The sequence below is a fragment of the Actinosynnema sp. NPDC053489 genome (assembly GCF_044544865.1).
Taxonomy (GTDB): domain Bacteria; phylum Actinomycetota; class Actinomycetes; order Mycobacteriales; family Pseudonocardiaceae; genus Actinosynnema.
In genome coordinates, this window is sequence record NZ_JBITXT010000003.1 from 347,308 (window position 1) to 366,808 (window position 19,501).

General features: G+C 73.1%; 15 protein-coding genes. 11 read left to right on the forward strand and 4 right to left on the reverse strand.

All coding sequences use genetic code 11. The features are described 5' to 3' along the window. Positions 1-75: 75 nt before the first annotated feature. Positions 76-729, reverse strand: a complete 654-nt coding sequence (locus tag ACIGNX_RS08450) for a hypothetical protein (RefSeq protein WP_396538188.1) — start codon at positions 727-729, stop codon at positions 76-78. A 65-nt stretch (positions 730-794) separates the two neighbouring features. Next, complete coding sequence (eccE, locus tag ACIGNX_RS08455; protein WP_396537687.1) at positions 795-2,090, reverse strand: type VII secretion protein EccE; 1,296 nt, start codon at positions 2,088-2,090, stop codon at positions 795-797. Between the two features lie 172 nt (positions 2,091-2,262). On the opposite strand from eccE, the gene eccB reads away from it, so the two are divergent. From eccB to ACIGNX_RS08470, 3 genes are all read left to right on the forward strand, one after another. Further along, on the forward strand, positions 2,263-3,903 hold the full coding sequence (gene eccB / locus ACIGNX_RS08460; protein WP_396537689.1) for a type VII secretion protein EccB: 1,641 nt from the start codon (positions 2,263-2,265) through the stop codon (positions 3,901-3,903). A gap of 70 nt (positions 3,904-3,973) precedes the next feature. Then, a complete protein-coding gene (locus tag ACIGNX_RS08465) occupies positions 3,974-4,327 on the forward strand; it encodes a hypothetical protein (protein ID WP_396537691.1) in 354 nt (117 codons plus the stop codon). Then, positions 4,327-5,424, forward strand: coding sequence for a WXG100 family type VII secretion target (locus ACIGNX_RS08470; RefSeq protein ID WP_396537693.1), 1,098 nt, complete (start codon positions 4,327-4,329; stop codon positions 5,422-5,424). Before ACIGNX_RS08465 ends, ACIGNX_RS08470 begins: the two co-directional genes overlap by 1 nt. A 96-nt stretch (positions 5,425-5,520) precedes the next feature. On the opposite strand, the gene mycP is transcribed toward ACIGNX_RS08470, so the two are convergent. Beyond that, positions 5,521-6,927, reverse strand: a complete 1,407-nt coding sequence (gene mycP / locus ACIGNX_RS08475; protein ID WP_396537695.1) for a type VII secretion-associated serine protease mycosin — start codon at positions 6,925-6,927, stop codon at positions 5,521-5,523. 7 nt (positions 6,928-6,934) lie between these two features. Further along, positions 6,935-8,329, reverse strand: a complete 1,395-nt coding sequence (eccD, locus tag ACIGNX_RS08480; protein ID WP_396537697.1) for a type VII secretion integral membrane protein EccD — start codon at positions 8,327-8,329, stop codon at positions 6,935-6,937. 281 nt (positions 8,330-8,610) lie between these two features. Here eccD and eccCa point away from each other — a divergent pair, with 281 nt between their 5' ends. The 8 genes from eccCa to rpsI all read left to right on the forward strand — a co-directional run bounded on the left by eccCa (position 8,611) and on the right by rpsI (position 19,446). Then, positions 8,611-12,612: a type VII secretion protein EccCa gene (gene eccCa / locus ACIGNX_RS08485; protein WP_396537699.1), complete on the forward strand. Its 4,002-nt coding sequence runs from the start codon at positions 8,611-8,613 to the stop codon at positions 12,610-12,612. Positions 12,613-12,755: 143 nt separating this feature from the next. Continuing rightward, on the forward strand, positions 12,756-14,900 hold the full coding sequence (locus ACIGNX_RS08490; RefSeq protein ID WP_396537701.1) for a tetratricopeptide repeat protein: 2,145 nt from the start codon (positions 12,756-12,758) through the stop codon (positions 14,898-14,900). 146 nt (positions 14,901-15,046) lie between these two features. Next, positions 15,047-16,858 (forward strand): type VII secretion-associated protein, encoded by a 1,812-nt coding sequence (locus tag ACIGNX_RS08495; protein WP_396537703.1) that lies wholly within the window; start codon positions 15,047-15,049, stop codon positions 16,856-16,858. A 15-nt stretch (positions 16,859-16,873) separates the two neighbouring features. Then, on the forward strand, positions 16,874-17,296 hold the full coding sequence (locus ACIGNX_RS08500) for a hypothetical protein (protein WP_396537705.1): 423 nt from the start codon (positions 16,874-16,876) through the stop codon (positions 17,294-17,296). 146 nt (positions 17,297-17,442) lie between these two features. After that, entirely contained in the window at positions 17,443-17,754 is a 312-nt protein-coding gene (locus ACIGNX_RS08505) for a WXG100 family type VII secretion target (RefSeq protein WP_396537707.1), read from the forward strand. A 78-nt stretch (positions 17,755-17,832) separates the two neighbouring features. Beyond that, positions 17,833-18,129 (forward strand): WXG100 family type VII secretion target, encoded by a 297-nt coding sequence (locus ACIGNX_RS08510; protein WP_396537709.1) that lies wholly within the window; start codon positions 17,833-17,835, stop codon positions 18,127-18,129. Between the two features lie 301 nt (positions 18,130-18,430). Then, positions 18,431-18,874, forward strand: a complete 444-nt coding sequence (gene rplM, locus ACIGNX_RS08515; RefSeq protein WP_033436749.1) for a 50S ribosomal protein L13 — start codon at positions 18,431-18,433, stop codon at positions 18,872-18,874. Further along, the gene (rpsI, locus tag ACIGNX_RS08520) at positions 18,871-19,446 is read left to right on the forward strand and encodes a 30S ribosomal protein S9 (protein WP_396537711.1); all 576 of its coding nucleotides are present in this window, start codon (positions 18,871-18,873) and stop codon (positions 19,444-19,446) included. The genes rplM and rpsI overlap by 4 nt, the downstream gene beginning before the upstream one ends. Positions 19,447-19,501 lie beyond the last annotated feature (55 nt).

Here is a 19,501-nt window from a genome sequence, read left to right on the forward strand (position 1 = left end):
CAGTGACTGGACCGGAGCCGAAAAAGGTGCCCCCGGACAAATCGTCCGGGGGCGCGTCGAGCGGGTGCGGCGCGGTCAGTCGCCGCGGCGGACGGCACCCAGGATCTGCTGCTCACCAGGGGTGGTCACCAGGCGCAGCGGTCGCCACAGGTTCGTGCCCAGCGCGATCACCTGGTCGTCCTTGAGCGTGGTGAGCTGGTGCGCCATCTGCGGCGGCAACCGCCAGATCTGGCTCGCCAACTGCGCCTGGCCGACCGGGAGGCGCTGCAGCAGCACGAGATCCGCGGAATTCGCGGTCGTCGCCGCCTGGGGGTGCAAATAGGGCAACACGTACATCGTGGTCTGCCACGGCGACCGCGGCGGGAACAGCTCCTGCGGCACGTGGCCGCCGTCGTGCACGACCAGCAGCGGGGTGTCCTCCGACGGCCGCGGCAGCTCCACCGGGCTCAGCCTGCGCAGCTGCACCAGCGGCGACGGCCGCCCGTCCGGACCGGCGCCCGCCGCCCGCACGACCGGCTGCCAGGCCGCCGGGCGACCCGTCGCGATGGTGATCCACGCGCCCGTCGCCATGGCCCGCAACGCGATCTGCCGGGCCAGGTACAGGCCGCCGACCACGACCATCCGGGTGGGCGCGGACCGCAGCACGGAGATCGTCAGCGGCTCGCCCTGCAACCCCGACCCGAGCACCATGCCGCCGCGGTCGCCCGACGGGCTCACCACGTCCAGCATCTGCGGCGACACCAGGAACTCCGGGGCCACGCCGCGGCCCTGCGAGTTCAGCAGCCGGGAGTTGCTCACGCCACACCTCCCAGCGGGAGCGTCGCGGCCAGCCCGGCGACCTGCAGGCCGTTCAGCGGGGTCAGGGTGATGTCGAGCTTGTCGGCCAGCGCCTTGAGCCGGTCGTCGGCGCGGTCCAGCTCGGACGGCGTGCGCGCGCTGACCCGCACCATGCCGCGCAGGCCGACCTGGCCCTCCTCGCTGCTGGGCGAGATCGTCATGGACAGCGTCGAGGACAGCGCCCGCACGCCGGTCAGCGCGTTGAGGTTGTTGCGCATGCCCTTGGACGGCCAGCCGGTGATCGCGTAGCTGGCGTGGCCGACGCCGCCCGCCGTCACGCCGGACCACTTCTCCCGCAACGACACCGCGTTGTTCGACCCGGCCACCGAGGTCAGCTCGGCCGCCGAGATGCCCGCCCGGATCAGCTCGTCCGGGTCGAGCGGGCGGATCGACACGCCCGTCGACTCCAGCGCGTTGCGCACGCGCGACAGCGCGCCGATCAGCGCCCGGTGCGCGCCCACGACGCCGCCGCCGCGCTCCCGGATCGCCGCCGCGCACCGCCTCGGGTCCAGCCGCACCGCGATCCACGTGGTCCGGCGGGCCGCCGCGGGCAGCGGGCCGAGCACCTCCAGGTAGGAGTTGAGCGCGGGCGAGTTCGCCGGCAGCGCCGCGCTGCCCGGGTAGCAGTGCCAGATGACCGAGATCGCGTCGAGGACCACGCCGCGGTCCTCCAGCGTCGGCACGAGCGCGCCCAGCGGCAGCGACGGCGCGCTGCCCACCGCCGTGATGAGGCCCGGCGCGGGGTCGACCAGCAGCACGGCGGTCCACGCGCCCTGGTGCCAGGCCAGGCCGAGCGGGCGGCGCTCGTGGTCGACACCGCGCGCCACCACCAGGTCCGGCACGGCCAGGCGCAGCAGCGCCACCCGCGGGTCGTCCGGGCCGATGACCGAGGACTCCTCCTGCGACGGCGGCTTCATCTCGACCGGGCCGGTGCGCTTGGCCGTGCGGCCGTGCGAGCGGGAGCTGTAGCGCACCACCAGGACGATCCACTGGGTCAGCCAGCGGCCGCGGGACCTCGTGAACGCCAGGATCAGCGCGATCAGCACGATGCCGCCCGCGACGTACATCGGCACGGGCTCGACCCGGTCGCCGGTGGCGCCGACCGCGATGAGGACCAGGCCGATGGCGACGCCGACCTCGAGGACAACCAGGTTGGCGACCGGCAGGGCGCCCAGGCTCGCGCCCGCGGTGCGGCGGCGCGCCCGGAGCAGCGCGGCGCGCACGGCGCCGCCGGCGGCCTGCGCGCGTGCCATGGCGGGGTTGGGTTGGCCCGGATGTGGGGTGGTCACGGACATCCGCTCTGGTTCTCTTTCCGTCGGCGTGCGCCGGGTGGGACCGACCGGGTCTGACCAACCCGCACACGGACCACCCGCCGTCCGGCTATCGTGCAGACCGTACCGCGACTGGGAGAGCAGCGAGCCGAGAATGGCATCAACACCCACCACCAAGTCACAGGTCCAGGCATACCGCTTCGTGCTGCGCCGGATGCAGTCCGCCCTGGTGCGCCGGGACGCGGTGATGCTGCACGACCCGATGCGCACGCACTCGCGCGCGACCGCGGTGGGCGTCCTGCTCGGCGTCGTCGGCCTGATCGGGTTCCTGATCTACGGCTTCTTCTCGCCCGACCCGCAGGTGGACGACCAGACGCAGATCGCCATCTCGAAGGAGACCGGGCAGGTCTACGTCGTGCACGTGGTCGGCACGACGAAGACGTTGATCCCCATGACGAACCTCGCGTCGGCCCGCCTGCTGCTGCTCCAGCGGTCCACCCCCGACAAGGGTCAGGCCGCGGTCGCGGGCGGTGACGCGGCGGCCGGCCAGGTCAACGCGGGCCCTCAGGTCGCGGGCGGCGAGCCGAAGCTGGTCAGCGAGAAGGCGTTGGCGAAGCTGCCCAAGGGCAGGTTGACCGGCATCCCGGACGGCCCGGACGTGCTGCCCAAGCCGGAGGACCGGATCGGCCCGGACTGGTCGGTGTGCGACACCCTGCAGCTGGACGAGACGCTGAACGACCCGGCCGCGCCGGGCAGGTTCACCACCACCGTCCTCGCGGGTTACAGCGGCGGCGGCGAGCTGCTCGACGGCAACCGGGCCCTGCTGGTGCGCGCGGGCACCGACGACAAGCAGGCGTTCCTGATCTACAAGGCCCCGGTGAACTCCAAGATCACCTCGACGTCCACGGTGCGCGCCAAGGTCGACCTGACCAACGCCAACGTGGTCACCGCGCTGAACCTGAGCCAGAAGAAGCCGCGGGCGATCAGCTCCGGCCTGCTCAACGCGATCCCCGAGGCCAAGCCGCTGGTCGCGCCCGACATCACGGGCAAGGGTCAGTCGGTCGACTACGTGCGCGGCGAGAACCTGAAGATCAGCGACGTGATCGAGGTGTCCCGCACGGGCGCGAACTCGGTCTTCTACGTGGTGCTCAGGGAAGGCCTGCAGGAGGTCAGCAAGGCCGCGGGCGACCTCATCCGCGCCACCTACGCGCAGGGCGCCAAGCCGAAGCTGGTCGACATCGCCAAGACCAACGAGCCGGCGAAGGTCAACGTGCTCGACTTCTCCGACTACCCGCCAGAGGTGCCGGAGACGCAGGACGCCAACCAGAACAACCGGGTGCTGTGCCTGGGCTGGCAGGCGCAGAACGTGACCTCCGACAACAAGTCGCAGCACACCAAGGTGACCATCGCGCCGACGCTGCCCATCCCGGCGGACGTGGTGCCGGTGGAGATCAATCAGGTGGGCGCGACCGGCGAGGTCGTGAGCCAGTTCGTGATGGCGCCGGGCAAGTCGGCCGTCGTGCGCAGCGCCACGTCCACGCAGGACTTCGACAGCGGCCCGATCCACCTGATCACCGGTCGTGGCGTGAAGTACGGCATCCCGGACGTGGTGACCAGCGGCGCGCTCGGCCTGGGCGCGAACGGCTTCACGCCCGGCCCCGAGTCGATCCTGCGGCTGCTGCCCAACGGGCCGCAGCTCAACCGCAACGACGCCTCCCGCAGCTGGGACTCGATCCCGGTGCCCAAGGACAACGGCGTGCTGCCGGAGGAGAAGGCGAAGAAGCAGGGCGGCTGACCGCCCGGCTGAGCCCTTCGGGGGAACCGGCGCGCGCCCGTTCCCGTCAGAGGGTGCGGGAGGTGTCGGGGTGAACGAGGTCACACGCGGGCCGGCGGGCGGTGGGGTCTCGGTCGACCCGCGCCGGCTGGAGCTGTACGCGCGGCGCGTCGAGGAAGCGGCCGAGGAGCTGACCCGCGCGCGGGAGGGCCTGCGGGAGGCCCCGGTGCGGCCCGCGAGCTTCGGGGAGCTGGGGCGCGCGTTGCGCAGCGCCGAGGCCTACGGCCGGGCCGCCGGGCTGCTGAACCGGCAGCTCGACCGCGCGTGCGAGGTGCTGGCGTCCGCGGCGGAGGGCCTGCACCAGGTGGCCGAGCACTACGGCGCGCAGGACGACGACGCGGTGGCGTTGATCAAGGCGGTCGACCGGCGCGCGGGGTTGGGCTGATGCGGGAGCGGGACGGCGGGCGGATCGCCGCCGAGGTCGGGCCGGAGCTGGACTACCTGTCCGGGATCAGCCGCAGGCTCGGCGTGCGCGACCTGGTGGCGGACTACTTCACGCCCGTGCTGGGCGAGTGGGACGACCTGCGCGAGGAGGCGGAGCGCTGGCGGAGGGCCGGGCTCGTGGCCGAGCACGTGACGCGCGACCTGACCGGGCCGCTGGGTCGGCTGGACTCGGCGTGGCAGGGCCGGGACGCGGACTCGTTCGTGGAGCACATGCGGACGGTCGGGCTGGCCGGGCACGACCTGTCCGACGCCATGCACGCGATGGGCGAGGCGCTGGAGCGGACCGCCGACGGCATCCGCGACATCGTGGCGGACATGGCGCGGGTGCTCGCCGACGCGGCGGACGCGGTGTCCGGTGCGGCGGCGCTGCCCCTGGACGGCGACCGGCGCGTGGTGGAGGCGTTGGACGAGCTGCACGACCCCGTGAAGGAGCTGCACGAGTCGGCGCGGGACGTGCTGGAGGCGTTCCTGCGGCTGTGCGACGGGGTGTCGGGCTCGGACGGGTTCGCCGCGGTGACGATGGAGCACCGCTACCCGGACGCGAACTGGACGTTCACCGCGCCCGCCGGACCGGCCGTCGCGGAGCCGGTGGGCGCGACGCCCGCTGCTCCGGCCGCGCCGGCCGGGGGCGGCGCGGTGGGCGGTGGCGGTGTGCCCGGTGGTGCGGTGGGCGGTGGTGTGCCCGGTGGGGGGATGCCCGGTGGTGGTGTGCCGGGCGGTGGGGTGCCCGGTGGCGGTCTGCCCGGTGGCGGCGCGGAGCACGTGGAGCGGATGCAGCCGGGCGGGTCGACGGGCGTGTCCGAACCGCACCCGGTCGAGCCGACCCCGCGCCCGGCGGCGGCCGCGGCGGCGGGGCCGTCCGGTCCGGCTGCGGGCGGTGCCGGGGTGGTGGGCGGCGGCATGATGGGCGGCATGGGCGCGGGCGGCGCGCAGGGCGGCGACCGGGAGCACAGGTCGAAGGTGCAGCTGGCCGGCTCGACCGAGCAGGTGTTCGGCAAGCCCAAGAAGTCCGCCCCGCCCGTGCTGGGCGAGGACTGACCCGCGCCCCTCACCGCCGAGGGCACGCGTCCTGAGCGTTGAACTCACCCGCTCTGAACGTAGGACTCTCGCGCTCTGGACGTAGGACTCTCGCGGTCAGGCGCGGCGGCGGGCGCGGTTGCGGTTCACGGTGTGGACGATGAACAGGGTCAGCAGGAGCAGGCCGACGCCCGCGCCCGTGCCGGACAGCGCCACGATCATCGGCGTGCTGCTCGGCGGGTTCAGCGGGCCCAGGTTGGTCATCAGCTGCTCCGGCGTCGTCGGCTTCGCGCCCTTGCGCTCGGACGGCAGCTCGGCGGTCAGCGCGGCCACCGGGTTGATCATGCCGTAGCCGACCTTGTGGTCCCGGCCGTTCGGGTTGCCCGGGTGCTGGGCGGTCGCCTTGATCCGGTCCATCACCTGCCGCGCGGTCAGGTCGGGGAACCGCTCGCGCACCAGCGCGACCACGCCCGCCACGTACGGCGAGGCGAAGCTGGTGCCCTGGATCGCGGTGAGCCGCCGGTTCTCGTCGGCGTTCGCGTCGGTCAGGCCCTCGCCCCTGGGGTCGAGGGTGACGATGTTCTCGCCCGGCGCGGCCACGCTGACCCACGGGCCCCACACGGAGAACGACGACACCTCGCCCTCGACGTTCATCGACGCCACGGACAGCACGTTGTCGGCGTACCAGGGCGGCGACGCGACCACGTTGACCGTGCTCGGGTCCTGGTTGTCGTTCTGGCCCTGGCAGCCGCTCTGCGAGTCGATGTTGCCCGCGGCGGTGACGATGACGACGTTCTTGTCGTTCACGGCCCAGTCGATCGCGGCCTGCAGCTCGCGCTCCTGGGGGCTGGGCTCGCGCGGCGCCTCGCACGCGGTCAGCGAGATGTTGATGACCCGCGCGCCCTGGTCCACCGCGGAGACGATGGCCTTGGCCAGCGTGCCGACCTTGCCCGCGGACGCCCGGTTGTCCTTCTTCGCCGGGTCGTCGAACTTGAAGTGGTTGCTGGTCTGCCGGAACGCCAGCACCGTCGCCTCGGGCGCGGCGCCGACGAACCCGGTGGCCTCGTCCCGGCTGGCCGCCGCGACGCCCGCGACCTCGGTGCCGTGGCCGTCGCAGTCGTCGTTGCCGCGCTTCTCGGTCTCGACGTAGTCGCCGGCCGGGATGACGCGGTCCTTGAGGCGCGGGTGCGTGTTGACGCCGGTGTCGATGACGGCGAGCTTGATGCCCTTGCCGGTGGCGAAGCGGTGCGCCTCCTCCAGCCGCAGCTGCATCTGGCCCCACGGCTTGTTCGGGATCGGACGGTTGCCCGTGCCCGAGGTGATGCACTCGGTCTTCTTGGTGTAGTCGACGTCCTCCTTGGGCGGCTCGGGTTGCCGCAGGAACGACCGGTCGACCGGCGGCGGCTGCGAGTTCGGCCGCGCGTTCTGGGGCGTGCCGGTGCTCGTCGGCTGGGCGTACGCGCCGGGCGCGGTCACCAGGGTGGCCGCCACCGCGGCCAGCGCGGCGATCTTGCGGATGCGCATCAGGACCTCACGCGGGGATGAGCTGGCGCATGGCCACGTAGAGGTCCATCACCGCCAGCGCCAGCGGCAGCACCGCGGCGATCAGGATGGCCTCCAGCACGTCGACCGTGCGCCGCAGCACCGGGGAGAACTTCTGGTTGGGGAAGATCACGCCGAGCACCAGCGCGGCCGCGCCGACGACCACCAGGGTGCCGAACACGTACAGCAGCCGGTCGCCGGCCGACGACTGCACCAGCCACCCGAGCAGCACGCCCGCGCCCGCGGCCATGCCGCCGGCCAGCAGCGCCACGGCCTGCGCGCCGTTGGCGTAGGCCCGGCCGCGCAGCAGCAGCACGAGCGTGACCACGATCGCCAGCAGCGGGCCCCAGATGGAGCCGTCGCCCGCCGCGATCACGGCGAACAGGGCGGCGATCCCGCCGCAGCCGATGATCATGCCGGTCAGGTACTCGTGGGCGTTGGCGGTGCGCCGCTCGATCACGGAGTACTCCGGGAACCCGGTGTCCTCCTTGAGGTCCTCGGCGCTGCCCGGCACGGTCGGCAGCGGCAGCTTGGCGAGCTGGATCGTCAGCCGGGGCAGCGCGGACAGCGCCGCCAGCGAGACGGCCGCGGTGCCCGCCGCGATGCCCTGCAACGGGTGGTCGACGAAGATGCCGACGAGGAACGCCAGCGCGCTGAGCGCACCGGCCGTGGCGGCGGCGATGAACACCGTGATGCCCCGGCCGATCAGCAGGATCGCGGCGGAGGCGAAGATCAGGACCAGGACGCTGGCCAGCAGCAGGCTCGGCCGGCCGATCGGGCCCGGCACGATGTAGAGGCCGGCCACGTAGGCCATGGGCAGCCCGCCCGCCGCGGCGATCAGCACGCCCGTGCCCGTCGCGCCGTAGGACCGCGCCACGACCGCGCCCGCCGCCATCGCCGCGACGGCGACCACGCCCGCGCAGATCGCCGGCGCGAGGTTCCCGCCGCCGCCGAGCGGACCCGACAGCAGCACCGCGACCGCGGCCGCGACGAGCGCGAGCGCGCCCGCGAGGTGGCCGTAACGCCGTGCCGTGTCCTTGGTCCACGGGCGGAAGCTGTCGGGGTCGGACTCCGCGATCGCGTCGACCACGTCGTCGTACAGCGGGGGCGGCGGGTTCTCGTTGCGCTTGCGCAGCTGGAGCAGCTCGCCGTCGACCACGCCGAGGGAGGCCAGCGTGCGGCTCGGGTCCAGCGGGCCGTCACCGAGCTTGGCCAGCGCCCAGCCGCCGTGGCGCACGCCACCGTCCGGCGTGGCCTCCTTGGCCATGTCCAGCAGCATCGGCAGCAGGTCGGCCACCGCGACGTCCGCGGGCAGCGCGACGTCGATGCGCGTTCGCGGCGCAACCACCGTCACCCGGCTGAACACCGTCGTACCGGTCGCCACCAGCGCCCCCTAAAGTCCTGATGAGTGTGTGCTGCGGGCCGCCCCGACCCTATTCGTCCGGTCCGGTGCGCCGCGGCCCGCCCCAGTATGGGGGCAGCGGAGGTCGTGCCAAGGCCGTTCCGCGCAACACGTTGGCCGCGGATTTGCCCGACCCCCCGCCGTGCGGGGTCGCGATGGGCCATAGTGTCGGTGCGGCTGCGGCGGCTCGGCGTGCCCGGGGTGGGGATCGAGCGCAGCCGGGGTGGTCGGGAACGGATCGACGCTGAAGAGGTGCCTGTCAGGTGAGCACGTTGCAGTTCAAGCGCACGGCACGCCTCGCCGCCCCCCGCCCGCCGGGCGGTGAGGTCCACCTCGAACCGCCGCCCGAGGTGCCCCGGGTCATCCCCGGCAACATCATGATGAAGGCGATGCCCGTCGTCATGATCGTGTCGTCCGTCGGCATGATGGTCCTGATGTTCAGCTACAGCAATCGCAGCCCGGCGGCGATGATCATGCCGGGCATGATGCTGGTGTCGACCATCGGCATGATGGCGGGCGGCATGGGCTCGGGCAAGGGCCAGAAGAAGGCCGAGATGAACGAGGACCGCAAGGACTACCTGCGCTACCTCGGCCAGATGCGCGACCGGGCCCGCGAGGCCGCCAACGAGCAGCGCGCCGAGCGCGAGTGGGTGCACCCCGACCCGCAGATGCTGTGGTCCCTGGCCACCACCCGGCGCATGTGGGAGCGCCGGCAGAACGACCCGGACTTCTGCCACCTGCGCGCGGGCCGCGGCTCGCAGCGCCTGGCCACCCGGCTCGTGCCGCCGCAGACCGGCCCGGTCGAGGAGCTGGAGCCGATCGCGACGCTGGCGCTGCGCCGGTTCGTGCGCGCCCACTCGCTCGTGCCCGACCTTCCGATCTCCATCGCGCTGCGCGGCTTCGCCGCCGTGGGCCTGCTGGGCGACGTCGAGCAGAAGCGCGGCCTGGCCCGCGCGCTGCTGGCCCAGATGGTCACCTTCCACTCGCCGGACGACCTGCTGATCGCCGTCGTCACCACGGGCCGCACCAAGGCCGAGTGGGAGTGGATGAAGTGGCTGCCGCACGTGCAGCACCCGGCGATCGTCGACGGCATCGGCCAGATGCGGATGATGGCCGGTTCGCTGACCGAGGTCGAGCAGATGCTGGACGAGCAGCTGCGCGACCGGCAGCGGTTCACCCGCAACGCGCCGCCGCCCGCCGACCAGCCGCACGTGGTGATCCTCATCGACGACGGCGACGTCACCCGGGAAGAGCAGATCATCCTGGAGGAGGGCCTGGTCGGCGTCACGCTGCTCGACCTGTCCGAGTCGCTGGGCAACCTCACCGCCCGCCGCGGCCTGCGGCTGGTGATCGAGGACGGCAAGCTCGGCGCGCGCAGCGCCAGCGGCGTCGAGTGGTTCGGCTCGCCGGACTGGCTGAGCGTGGTCGAGGCCGAGGCGCTGGCCCGGCGGCTGTCGCCGTACCGGATCGGCGGCGTGGACGCGGGCGGCAGCGACGAGGACCCGCTCTCGATGAGCAACAACCCGCCGCTGCTGGAGTTCCTGGGCATCCAGGGCGACCCGATGACCTTCGACGTGCAGGCGGCGTGGCGGCCCCGGCCGGTGCGCGACCGCTACCGGGTGCCGTTCGGCATCGGCGAGTTCGGCCAGCAGGTGGAGCTGGACATCAAGGAAGCGGCGATGGAGGGCATGGGCCCGCACGGCCTGTGCATCGGCGCGACCGGTTCCGGCAAGTCCGAGTTCCTGCGCACGCTGGTGCTGGGCATGCTGGCCACGCACTCCTCGACCTCGCTCAACATGATCCTGGTCGACTTCAAGGGTGGCGCGACGTTCCTGGGGCTGGACAAGGCGCCGCACGTGGCCGCGACGATCACGAACCTGGCGGGCGACCTCACGCTGGTCGACCGCATGAAGGACGCGATCGCGGGCGAGGTGGCCCGGCGCCAGGAGGTGCTGGCCAAGGGCAACTACAAGAACGTGTGGGACTACGAGAAGGCGCGCGAGAACGGCGCCGACCTCGACCCGCTGCCCGCGCTGTTCATCTGCATCGACGAGTTCTCCGAGATGCTGACGGCCAAGCCGGACTTCATCGACATCTTCCTCCAGATCGGCCGCGTCGGCCGGTCGCTGCAGATGCACATGCTCCTGGCGTCGCAGCGGCTGGAGGAGGGCAAGCTGCGCGGCCTGGACACGTTCCTGTCCTACCGGATCGGCCTGAAGACGTTCTCCGCCGCCGAGTCGCGGGCCGCGATCGGCGTGCCGGACGCCTACGAGCTGCCCCCGATCCCCGGTTCCGGGTACCTGGGCGTGCAGGGCTCGCCGCTGACCCGGTTCAAGGCGCTGTACGTGTCGGGCCCGTACCGGCCGGCGGGGTTGCAGGTCGCGGGCCCGTCCGCGCCGGTGAGCAGCGACAAGCGGCCGCGCTACTTCGTGCCGGACTACATCGAGATCCCCAAGGAGCCGGTGAAGCCGGTCGAGCCGGTCAAGCAGGAGAAGAAGGAGGACTCCAACGAGCCCTCCGAGCTGGAGGTCATCGTCGAGCGGCTGGTGGGCCAGGGCCCGCCGGCGCACGAGGTGTGGCTGCCGCCGCTGAACGAGCCGCCGTCGCTGGACACGCTGCTGCCGCCGCTGCAGGCCACCGAGGACCGCGGCCTGACCGCGCCGGGCTTCTTCTCCAACGGCAAGCTGCAGGTGCCGCTGGGCGTGGTGGACAAGCCGTTCGAGCAGCGGCGCGACCTGCTGTGGGCGGACTTCTCCGGTGCGGCGGGCCACGGCGCGATCGTGGGCGGCCCGCAGTCGGGCAAGTCGATGATGCTGCGCACGATGATCACGTCGATGGCGTTGACGCACACGCCCGAGGAGGTGCAGTTCTACTGCCTCGACCTCGGTGGCGGCACGCTGGCGTCGCTGGAGAACCTGCCGCACGTCGGTGGCTTCGCCAGCCGGTTGGACGTGGACAAGGCGCGCCGCATGGTCGCCGAGCTGTCGGGGCTGATCGCGGAGCGCGAGCAGCGGTTCCGGGCGCAGGGCATCGACTCGATGGTCGAGTTCCGCAACCGCAGGCGGCGCGGCGAGATCCGCGACGACGACTTCGGCGACGCGTTCCTGATCGTGGACGGCTGGATGAACTTCCGGCAGGAGTTCGAGACGCTGGAGCCGATGGTCCAGGCGCTGGCCGCGCAGGGCCTGTCCTACGGCGTGCACGTGGTCGTGGCGGCGAACCGGTGGGCGGAGATCCGGCCCGCGATGAAGGACCTGCTGGGCACGCGGTTCGAGCTGCGCCTGGGTGACGTGAGCGAGTCCGAGGTGGACCGGAAGGTCGCGGTCAACGTGCCGGCCGGCCGGCCGGGCCGCGGCCTGTCGCCGCAGAAGCTGCACTTCCTCACGGCGCTGCCGCGCATCGACGCGTCGTCGAACGCGGAGAACGTGGCGGCGGGCGTGCAGGACATGATCGCCAAGGTGAACGGCGCCTGGCGCGGCCGGCGCGCGCCGCAGGTGCGCCTGCTGCCCGACCTGCTGCCGTACCAGGAGTTCCTGGCGCAGGTGCAGCAGCAGCGGCCCAACCGGGGCCACCTGGTGCCGATCGGCGTCAACGAGGACGAGCTGGCGCCGGTGTACCTGGACTTCGACGCCGACCCGCACTTCATGGCGCTGGCCGACGGCGAGTCCGGCAAGACCAACCTGCTGCGCGCCATCGTGCGCGGCATCATGACCAGCTACACCTCCACCGAGGCGCTGATCATGCTGGTCGACTACCGGCGCACCATGCTCGGCTACATCGAGACCGACCACCTGCTGTCCTACGCCGTGTCCTCGGCCCAGCTCACGGACATGATCAAGGACGTGCGCGGGTCGATGGCCAACCGCCTGCCCGGCCCGGACGTCACGCAGGAGCAGCTGAAGAACCGCTCCTGGTGGAAGGGCCCGGAGCTGTTCGTGGTCGTGGACGACTACGACCTGGTGGCGCCGCAGGGCGGGCAGAACCCGTTGCAGCCGCTGGCCGAGTTCATCCCGCAGGCGAAGGACGTCGGCCTGCACATCGTCGCGGTGCGGCGCATGGGTGGCGCGTCGCGGGCGATGTACGACCCGATCCTGGGCAAGCTGAAGGAGATCTCCGCGCCGATCATGGTCGGGTCGGGCTCGAAGGAGGAGGGGGCGATCGTGGGCAACCTCAAGGCGTCGCCGCAGCCCCCCGGCCGGGGCACGCTGGTCACCCGCAAGCTCGGGCAGCAGCGCATCCAGGTGGCGTGGATCGACCCGGACTGACGCTGCGCGGACGTACCCGGAAGGCCCCGCTTCGGTGGGGCCTTTCGCCTGTTCAGAGGGCTCTTCGGAGACGTCAGCGCGGGTTGGCCCGGCGGCGGTGGTGCGGCCGGGCGCCCTAGACCCGGCCCCTCCGGGGGAGGGGTATGGCGACCACGTTCAAGCTCCTCGGGCCGCTGGAGGTGTGGCACGACGACGTGCTCGTGCCGGTGCCGGCGGGTCGGGCGCGGTTGTTGTTGGCGATCCTGTTGCCGCACGCGAACGGCCAGGTGCGCCCCCTGCTGCCCGGCACGGCGTCGTGCCCGGTGGTCGTGACCAGCCGCAACGAGCTGCGCGGCCTGTCCGTGCTCGACGGCGCGCGCGCCCTGCGGCTGGACGTGCTCGCGCCGGCCGAGTCGGCGGCCCTGCTGCGCGCCGCGCTGCCCGGTGACGACCCGGCGGACCTGGCCGAGCCGGCGGAGCTGTGCGGCCACCTGCCGCTGGCCCTGCGCATCGCGGTGGCGAACGCGGCGGCGCGCGGTCTGGACGCCTACCTGGCGGAGTTGCGCGGCGGCGACCGGATGTCGTCGCTCGCGGTCGAGGACGACCCGCAGGCCGCCGTCCGCACGGCGTTCGACCTGTCGTACCGGGCGTTGGACGACGACGCGCGCCGGGTGTTCCGGCTGCTCGGCGTCGTGCCGGGGGCGGACTTCGACCGCGACGCGGTGGCCGGGCTGACCGGCGACGGCACGGGCCGGGCGCTGGACCGGCTCGTCGCCGCGAACCTGGTGCAGCACGACGGCCGGGGTCGCTTCGGGCTGCACGACCTGGTCCGCGAGTACGCGCGCGAGCTGGTCGACGACCGCGAGGCGGCCGAGGGCCGGGCCCGGCTGTGCGCCGGCTACCTGAGCCGGGTCGTGTCGGCGTCGGCGCTGCTGTACCCGCACGCGCAGCTCCGCACCGCCGGGCTGGACGTCGAGCCGGGTCCGTTCGCCGACCGGGACGAGGCGACCCGGTGGCTGGAGGCGGAGCGGCACAACGTCGTGGCGACCATCGTGGCCGCCGCCGCGCACGGCCCGCGCCGGTACGCGTGGGACCTGCTGTTCGGCATGAGGGTGTTCACCTGGGCGCGCAGGCTGTTCGACGGGTGGGCGGAGGCGGGCGCGGCGGCCCTGGCCGCGGCGCGGGCGGAGGAGGACCCGGTCGGGGAGATGGCCGTCGAGCTGTGCCTGGCGCTGCACGCCTACTCGCTGAGCCGGTCGCGGGAGGCGGTCGGGCACTACGAGCGGGTGATCGCGATCGGCGACGGCGGCGGGTTCTGGCCCAAGGGCCGGGCGATCGCCCTGGGCGCCCTCGGCAGCGTCTACACCGAGCAGGGGCAACTCGTCCTGGCCGCGCGGACGTTCCGGCGGGCGCACGCGGCGGACCGGGCGATCGGGCCCCGCCGGGGCGAGGCGGTCAGCCTGACCAACCTCGGCGTGGTGCTGTTCGACCGCGGCGAGCTGGTCGAGGCCAGGAAGGTGCTGGACGAGGCGCACGAGCTGCTGGTGGAGGCGGGCTCGCCGGTCGGGCGGGCCATGGTGCTCAACGTGCTCGGCGGGATCGAGCTGGCGGAGGGCAACGCGCAGGCGGCCCGTGAGCTGCGCGAGCGCGCGCTGGAGCTGCACGTGGCCACCGGCGCGCGTCGGGGGCAGGCGGCCACGCTGGACAACCTGGCGGTCGTCGCCTGCTACGTCGGCGACTACCGGGCCGCGGCGGAGTACGCCCGCGAGGCCCTCGCCGTGGCCGAGGAGGCCGACGACAACTGGAACCGGATCGACGCCCTGACCACGCTCGGGTACGTCGAGCACCGGCTGGGCGACCCGGAGGCGGCGCTGCGCCGGTACCGGGTCGCCCTGGCCGCCGCCGTCGACAGCGGCTACCGGCTCGGCGAGGTGCACGCCCTGACCGGGGTGGCGTCGGTCGACCCGGCCGACGAGGGCGCCGCGTCGGCCATCGGCCGGGCGGTGGAGCCGGCCTCGACCACGGTCGCCCGGATCGTCGCCGCGCGGGCGCTGGCGGTGTCGGCCCTGGTGCACCGGGCCCGCGGCGACCTGCCGGCCGCGCGGGAGGCCGCCCGGTCGGCGTTGGCGATCCAGCGGCGGCACGGCTACCGGTCCGACGCGGCCAGGACGTGGCTGCTGGTCGGTCAGCTCGTCGGCGGCCCGGAGGGGCGGGCGGCGCTGGAGCGCGGGCTGCGGCTGACCGAGGAGATGGGCATGCCGGAGGCGGCGGACGCGCGGGCGCTGCTCGCCGCCTCGGACGGCCCGTGACGGCGGCCTCCGCGGCCTCCCGACCGCCGCGGGAGCGGGCCGGCGGACCCGGCTGAGGTGGGCCGGACCCCGCGACCCGGCGGCGGACCAGCGGTCCCGTGGGGTATGCATATGCAGGCCCGCCCCGGCCGACGAGGGGATGACGGATGAGCTTGCACGTGGCGGTCGACTTCGGCACGTCCAGCACCTGCGTCGCCATGTCCCGGCACGGCGGCGAGCCGCAGGTCGTCGTGGTCGACGGCCAGCCGATCGTGCCCTCCGCGGTGTTCGCGGCCGCCGACGGGACGCTGTTCGTCGGGCAGGAGGCCGAGCGCCAGGCGGCGGTGGACCCGTCCCGCTACGAGCCGCACCCCAAGCGCCGCGTCGACGAGGGCGAGCTGCTGCTCGGCACGACCGTCCTGCCGGTGGTCGACGTGGTGCGGGCGGTGCTGACCAGGGCGGTGGCCGAGGCGCGGCGCGTGGCGGGCGGCGCGCCGGTCGACCTGCTCGTGCTCACCCACCCGGCCGACTGGGGCGCCCTGCGCACCAGGGTGCTGCTCCACGCCGCACGGGGGCTGGGCCAGGAGGTCCGGCTGGTGCCCGAGCCGGTCGCGGCGGCGGTGTTCCACTCGGCCACGCACGCCATCCCCGACGGCGCGGCGCTGGCCGTGCTGGACCTGGGCGGCGGCACGGTCGACGCCAGCGTGGTGGTCCGCCGAGGCGACGCCTTCCGGGTGCTGGCCACCAAGGGCGACCCGGGGTTCGGCGGCGCGGACGTGGACCAGGCGCTGCTGGAGCACGTCGGCTCGCTGGTCTCGCCCGGCGACCCGGAGGCGTGGCGGCAGCTCGTGGAGGGCCGGGAGCTGGCGGACCGCCGCAAGCGCCGCGTGCTGCGCCAGGACGTGCGCGGCGCGAAGGAGACGCTGTCCCGGCACGCCTACACCGACGTGCCGATGCCGCCGCCGTTCCCGGACGCCCACGTCACCCGCACCGACCTGGAACGCCTGGTCGGCGCACCCCTGACCAGGGCGGCCGCGCTGGTGGTGACCGCGGTCCGCGACGCCGGGCTCGACCCGCGCGGGCTCGCCGGCGTGTTCCTCGTCGGCGGCTCCAGCCGCATCCCGCTGGTCGCCCGGCTGGTGCTGGAGCAGTCCGGCGTGGTGCCGACGAGCATCGACCAGCCGGAGACCGTCGTGGCCCGCGGCGCGCTGCGGGCGGTGGGCGTCGACCCGCTGCGCACCGGCGCGCTGCCACCCGGCCGGGACGACGTCACCCGGAAGATCACCGACGACCGGACCCGCAAGATCACCCGGCGGATCACCGCGCCGCCGTCACCGCCGACCGGCTTCGCGCAGCCGGCGTACTTCCCGCCGCCACCGCCGCCGGCTCCCGTGCCGCCGCGCCGCAGTCGCGTGCCGCTGGTCGTGACCGCCGTCACCGCGGTGGTCGCCGTGGTAGGCGCGTCGGTGGCCTACACGCTGACCCGGGACGGCACCACCGCCGGCGGGGCGACCGCGGCCGGCTCCACCGCCGCGTCGCCCTCCGCCGAGGGCAAGACCATCGCCCAGTACGACTACAGCTTCGTCGCACCCGGCGGCTGGCGGCAGACCGGCGGCCAGGTCGAGACCCGCAAGGTGCTGCTGAAACCCGAGCAGCCGGGGTCCGACCTCGACGTCATCGCGGTCGAGGAGCGGTTGCTGAACTACAACGCCACGCAGGACCGCGCGCGGGCCGAGACCGAGCTGCGCGACCAGTACGACCGGCGCGGCGACGTGTCCGGTTTCGACCCCTCCGCCGACTTCGCCGCCAAGGATGTCGTTTACTACCGGGAGGAGGCGGGGTCGGCCGTCATCGACTGGTACGTGCTGTTCCAGGACGACGTCCAGGTCAGCGTCGGGTGCCAGTACCCGGGCGACGGGCGCGACCGGGTGCGCCCCGCGTGCGAGCAGGTGGTCGGCACGCTGACCGTGACCAGGTGACCCGTGGGGGGTGTGATGACCGGCATACCGGAGGCCCTCGCCCGGTTCCGCTCGGACGTCGACGCGGCGGTGACCAGGGGGCGGCGCGCGGCCGCCGCCGCGGGCGCGAGGACCGCGGCCCAGCGCGACCGCACCCGGCAGCTCGCCGACCGGGCCGCCGCCGGGCAGGTGCGGCCGGACCGGCACGAGGCCACGTCGGCGGACGTGCGGCGGGTCGCCGACGGCTTCCGGCGGCACCGCGGCCTGCCCGTGGCGGACCTGCCGCCGGCCGCGGAACTGCTCGCGCCGGAGAAATCGCGAGAGCAAACGCACGCGAATGCAAATGCCGTTCCGCGACCGCCCGCCCTCGGTTCCCGGGCCGTCGCCGGACCGAGCGGTCAACTGCCTCCCGAAACGGGCGATGACGAGGACTTTTCGCAAGCGCGAATCCTCTACTGAGCGCGTTCCCGCGTCCGCTGCGTTTACACCAGCAACTACTTCCGAAGAAGTCGCGACAGCGCGGAACCGGGCATGGCAAGGTCTGCGTCGTAAGAGGCGTACCGAGCAAGAACGCCTGATCTCATCGACCAAGGGGGTCGCACCCAATGGCTGGTTACTCCACCGGGCATGTTGAACTCGTCAACGCCGCCAAGGACATCGTCAGCACCAACCAGAACGTCCAGGGTGTCCTGGGTCAGCTGGGCAACACCATCGACGGCCTGTCGAGCGCGTGGGCCGGTGGCGCCGCGGTCGCCTTCCAGAAGCTGATGGAGCGCTTCCGCGAGGACGCCGACAAGCTGCAGAAGGCGCTGATGGACATCGCCGAGCAGATGGACGGCAGCGCGGCCACCTACCTCCAGCAGGAAGAGGAGCAGGCGCAGGCGATGTCGTCGATCACGAACCGCCTCGGCGGCTGACATCGCGGAATTCACATTCCGTTTGCGTTCCTCTCGCTTTTCCCTCTTCTTTTCTGACTTCACTTCCAAGGGGAGATCATGGTCGACACCAACAACATCAAGGTTGACTTCGGGCAGCTGAGCAGCGCCGCGGGGGACATCACCAGCCAGGCCGGCAAGATCGAGTCCGAGCTGGAGAACCTCAAGCAGCGCCTCGCGCCCGTCATCGCCCAGTGGGACGGTGGCGCGTCGTCGAGCTACCAGGAAGCGCAGCGCGCCTGGGACGAGTCCGCCGCGGGCCTGCAGCAGGTGCTGGCCCAGATCGGTTCGGCCGTCGCCTCCGCGACCGACGCCTACCAGGCGGCCGAGGCCAAGAACCAGGGCCGCTGGGCCTGATCTGCCGCGTGACCCCCGCGGGCCCCGGATCCCTCTGCGGATCCGGGGCCCGCGAACGCGTTCACCGGCCGGGCTCGCCCCGGCCGCCGACCGGTCCGCACCGGTCCTGAGCGGCCCGCGGGGGGCGTTCGGAGGGGTCGTTTTGACCCGTGCCGACCCCAACCGGTATCTTCCTACGTTGTTGTGCGGTAACTGGTGCGCACTAGGCGTGCCGCGTGTTCTGGTCCTCTGCCCACCTGGGGTCTCTGGCCTGAGCAACCGCCGCAATGACCCCAGACGCAAGTGACGACGAGGTAGACCCGTGCGCACGTACAGCCCGAAGCCCGGCGAGGTGACCCGAACCTGGCACGTGATCGACGCCCAGGACGTGGTGCTCGGTCGGCTCGCCACCCAGGCCGCGACGCTGCTGCGCGGCAAGCACAAGCCGACCTACGCACCCCACGTTGACACCGGTGACTTCGTCATCGTCATCAACGCGGACAAGGTCGCGTTGACCGGCAAGAAGCGTGATCAGGAGTTCGTGTACCGGCACTCCGGTTTCCCGGGCGGCCTGAGCCAGCGCTCGTTCGGCGAGGTGCTCGACACCCGCGCCGACCGGCTGGTCGAGAAGGCGATCAAGGGCATGCTGCCCAAGAACCGCCTCGGCCGCGCGATCGCGGGCAAGCTCAAGGTCTACACGGGCCCGAACCACCCGCACGCTGCCCAGCAGCCGCAGCCGTTCGAGATCAAGAAGGTCGCCCAGTGACCGAGCACCAGACCGAGGACATCGACGTGACGACCCCTGAGGCCGAGTTCGACGCCGTCGACACCGAAGCCGTCGAGGCCGAGGCCACCGAGGCCGACGCCGGCGAAGCCGCCCCGGCCGACGAGGTCGAGGGCTCCGAGGTCGAGGCCGCGCCCGTCGTGCGGCACACCCTCAACGCCGGTGCCCACCACCTCGCGCAGACCGTCGGCCGCCGCAAGCAGGCCATCGTCCGCGTGCGGCTCCTGCCCGGCAGCGGCAAGTTCACCCTGAACGGGAAGTCCCTCGAGGACTACTTCCCGAACAAGGTGCACCAGCAGCTCATCCGCGAGCCCCTGGTGACGACCGAGAAGCCGGAGACGTTCGACGTCATCGCGAACCTGCGCGGCGGCGGCACCACCGGCCAGGCCGGTGCGCTGCGCCTCGCGATCGCCCGCGCGCTGATCGCCGTCGACTCCGAGGACCGCCCGGTGCTGAAGAAGGCCGGCTTCCTCACCCGCGACCCCCGGGTCAAGGAGCGGAAGAAGTACGGCCTCAAGAAGGCCCGCAAGGCGCCTCAGTACAGCAAGCGCTGACCTTTCCCGGTCGAGCGGAGCACCACCCTGCGGGAGCAGACAGTTCTTCATCGAA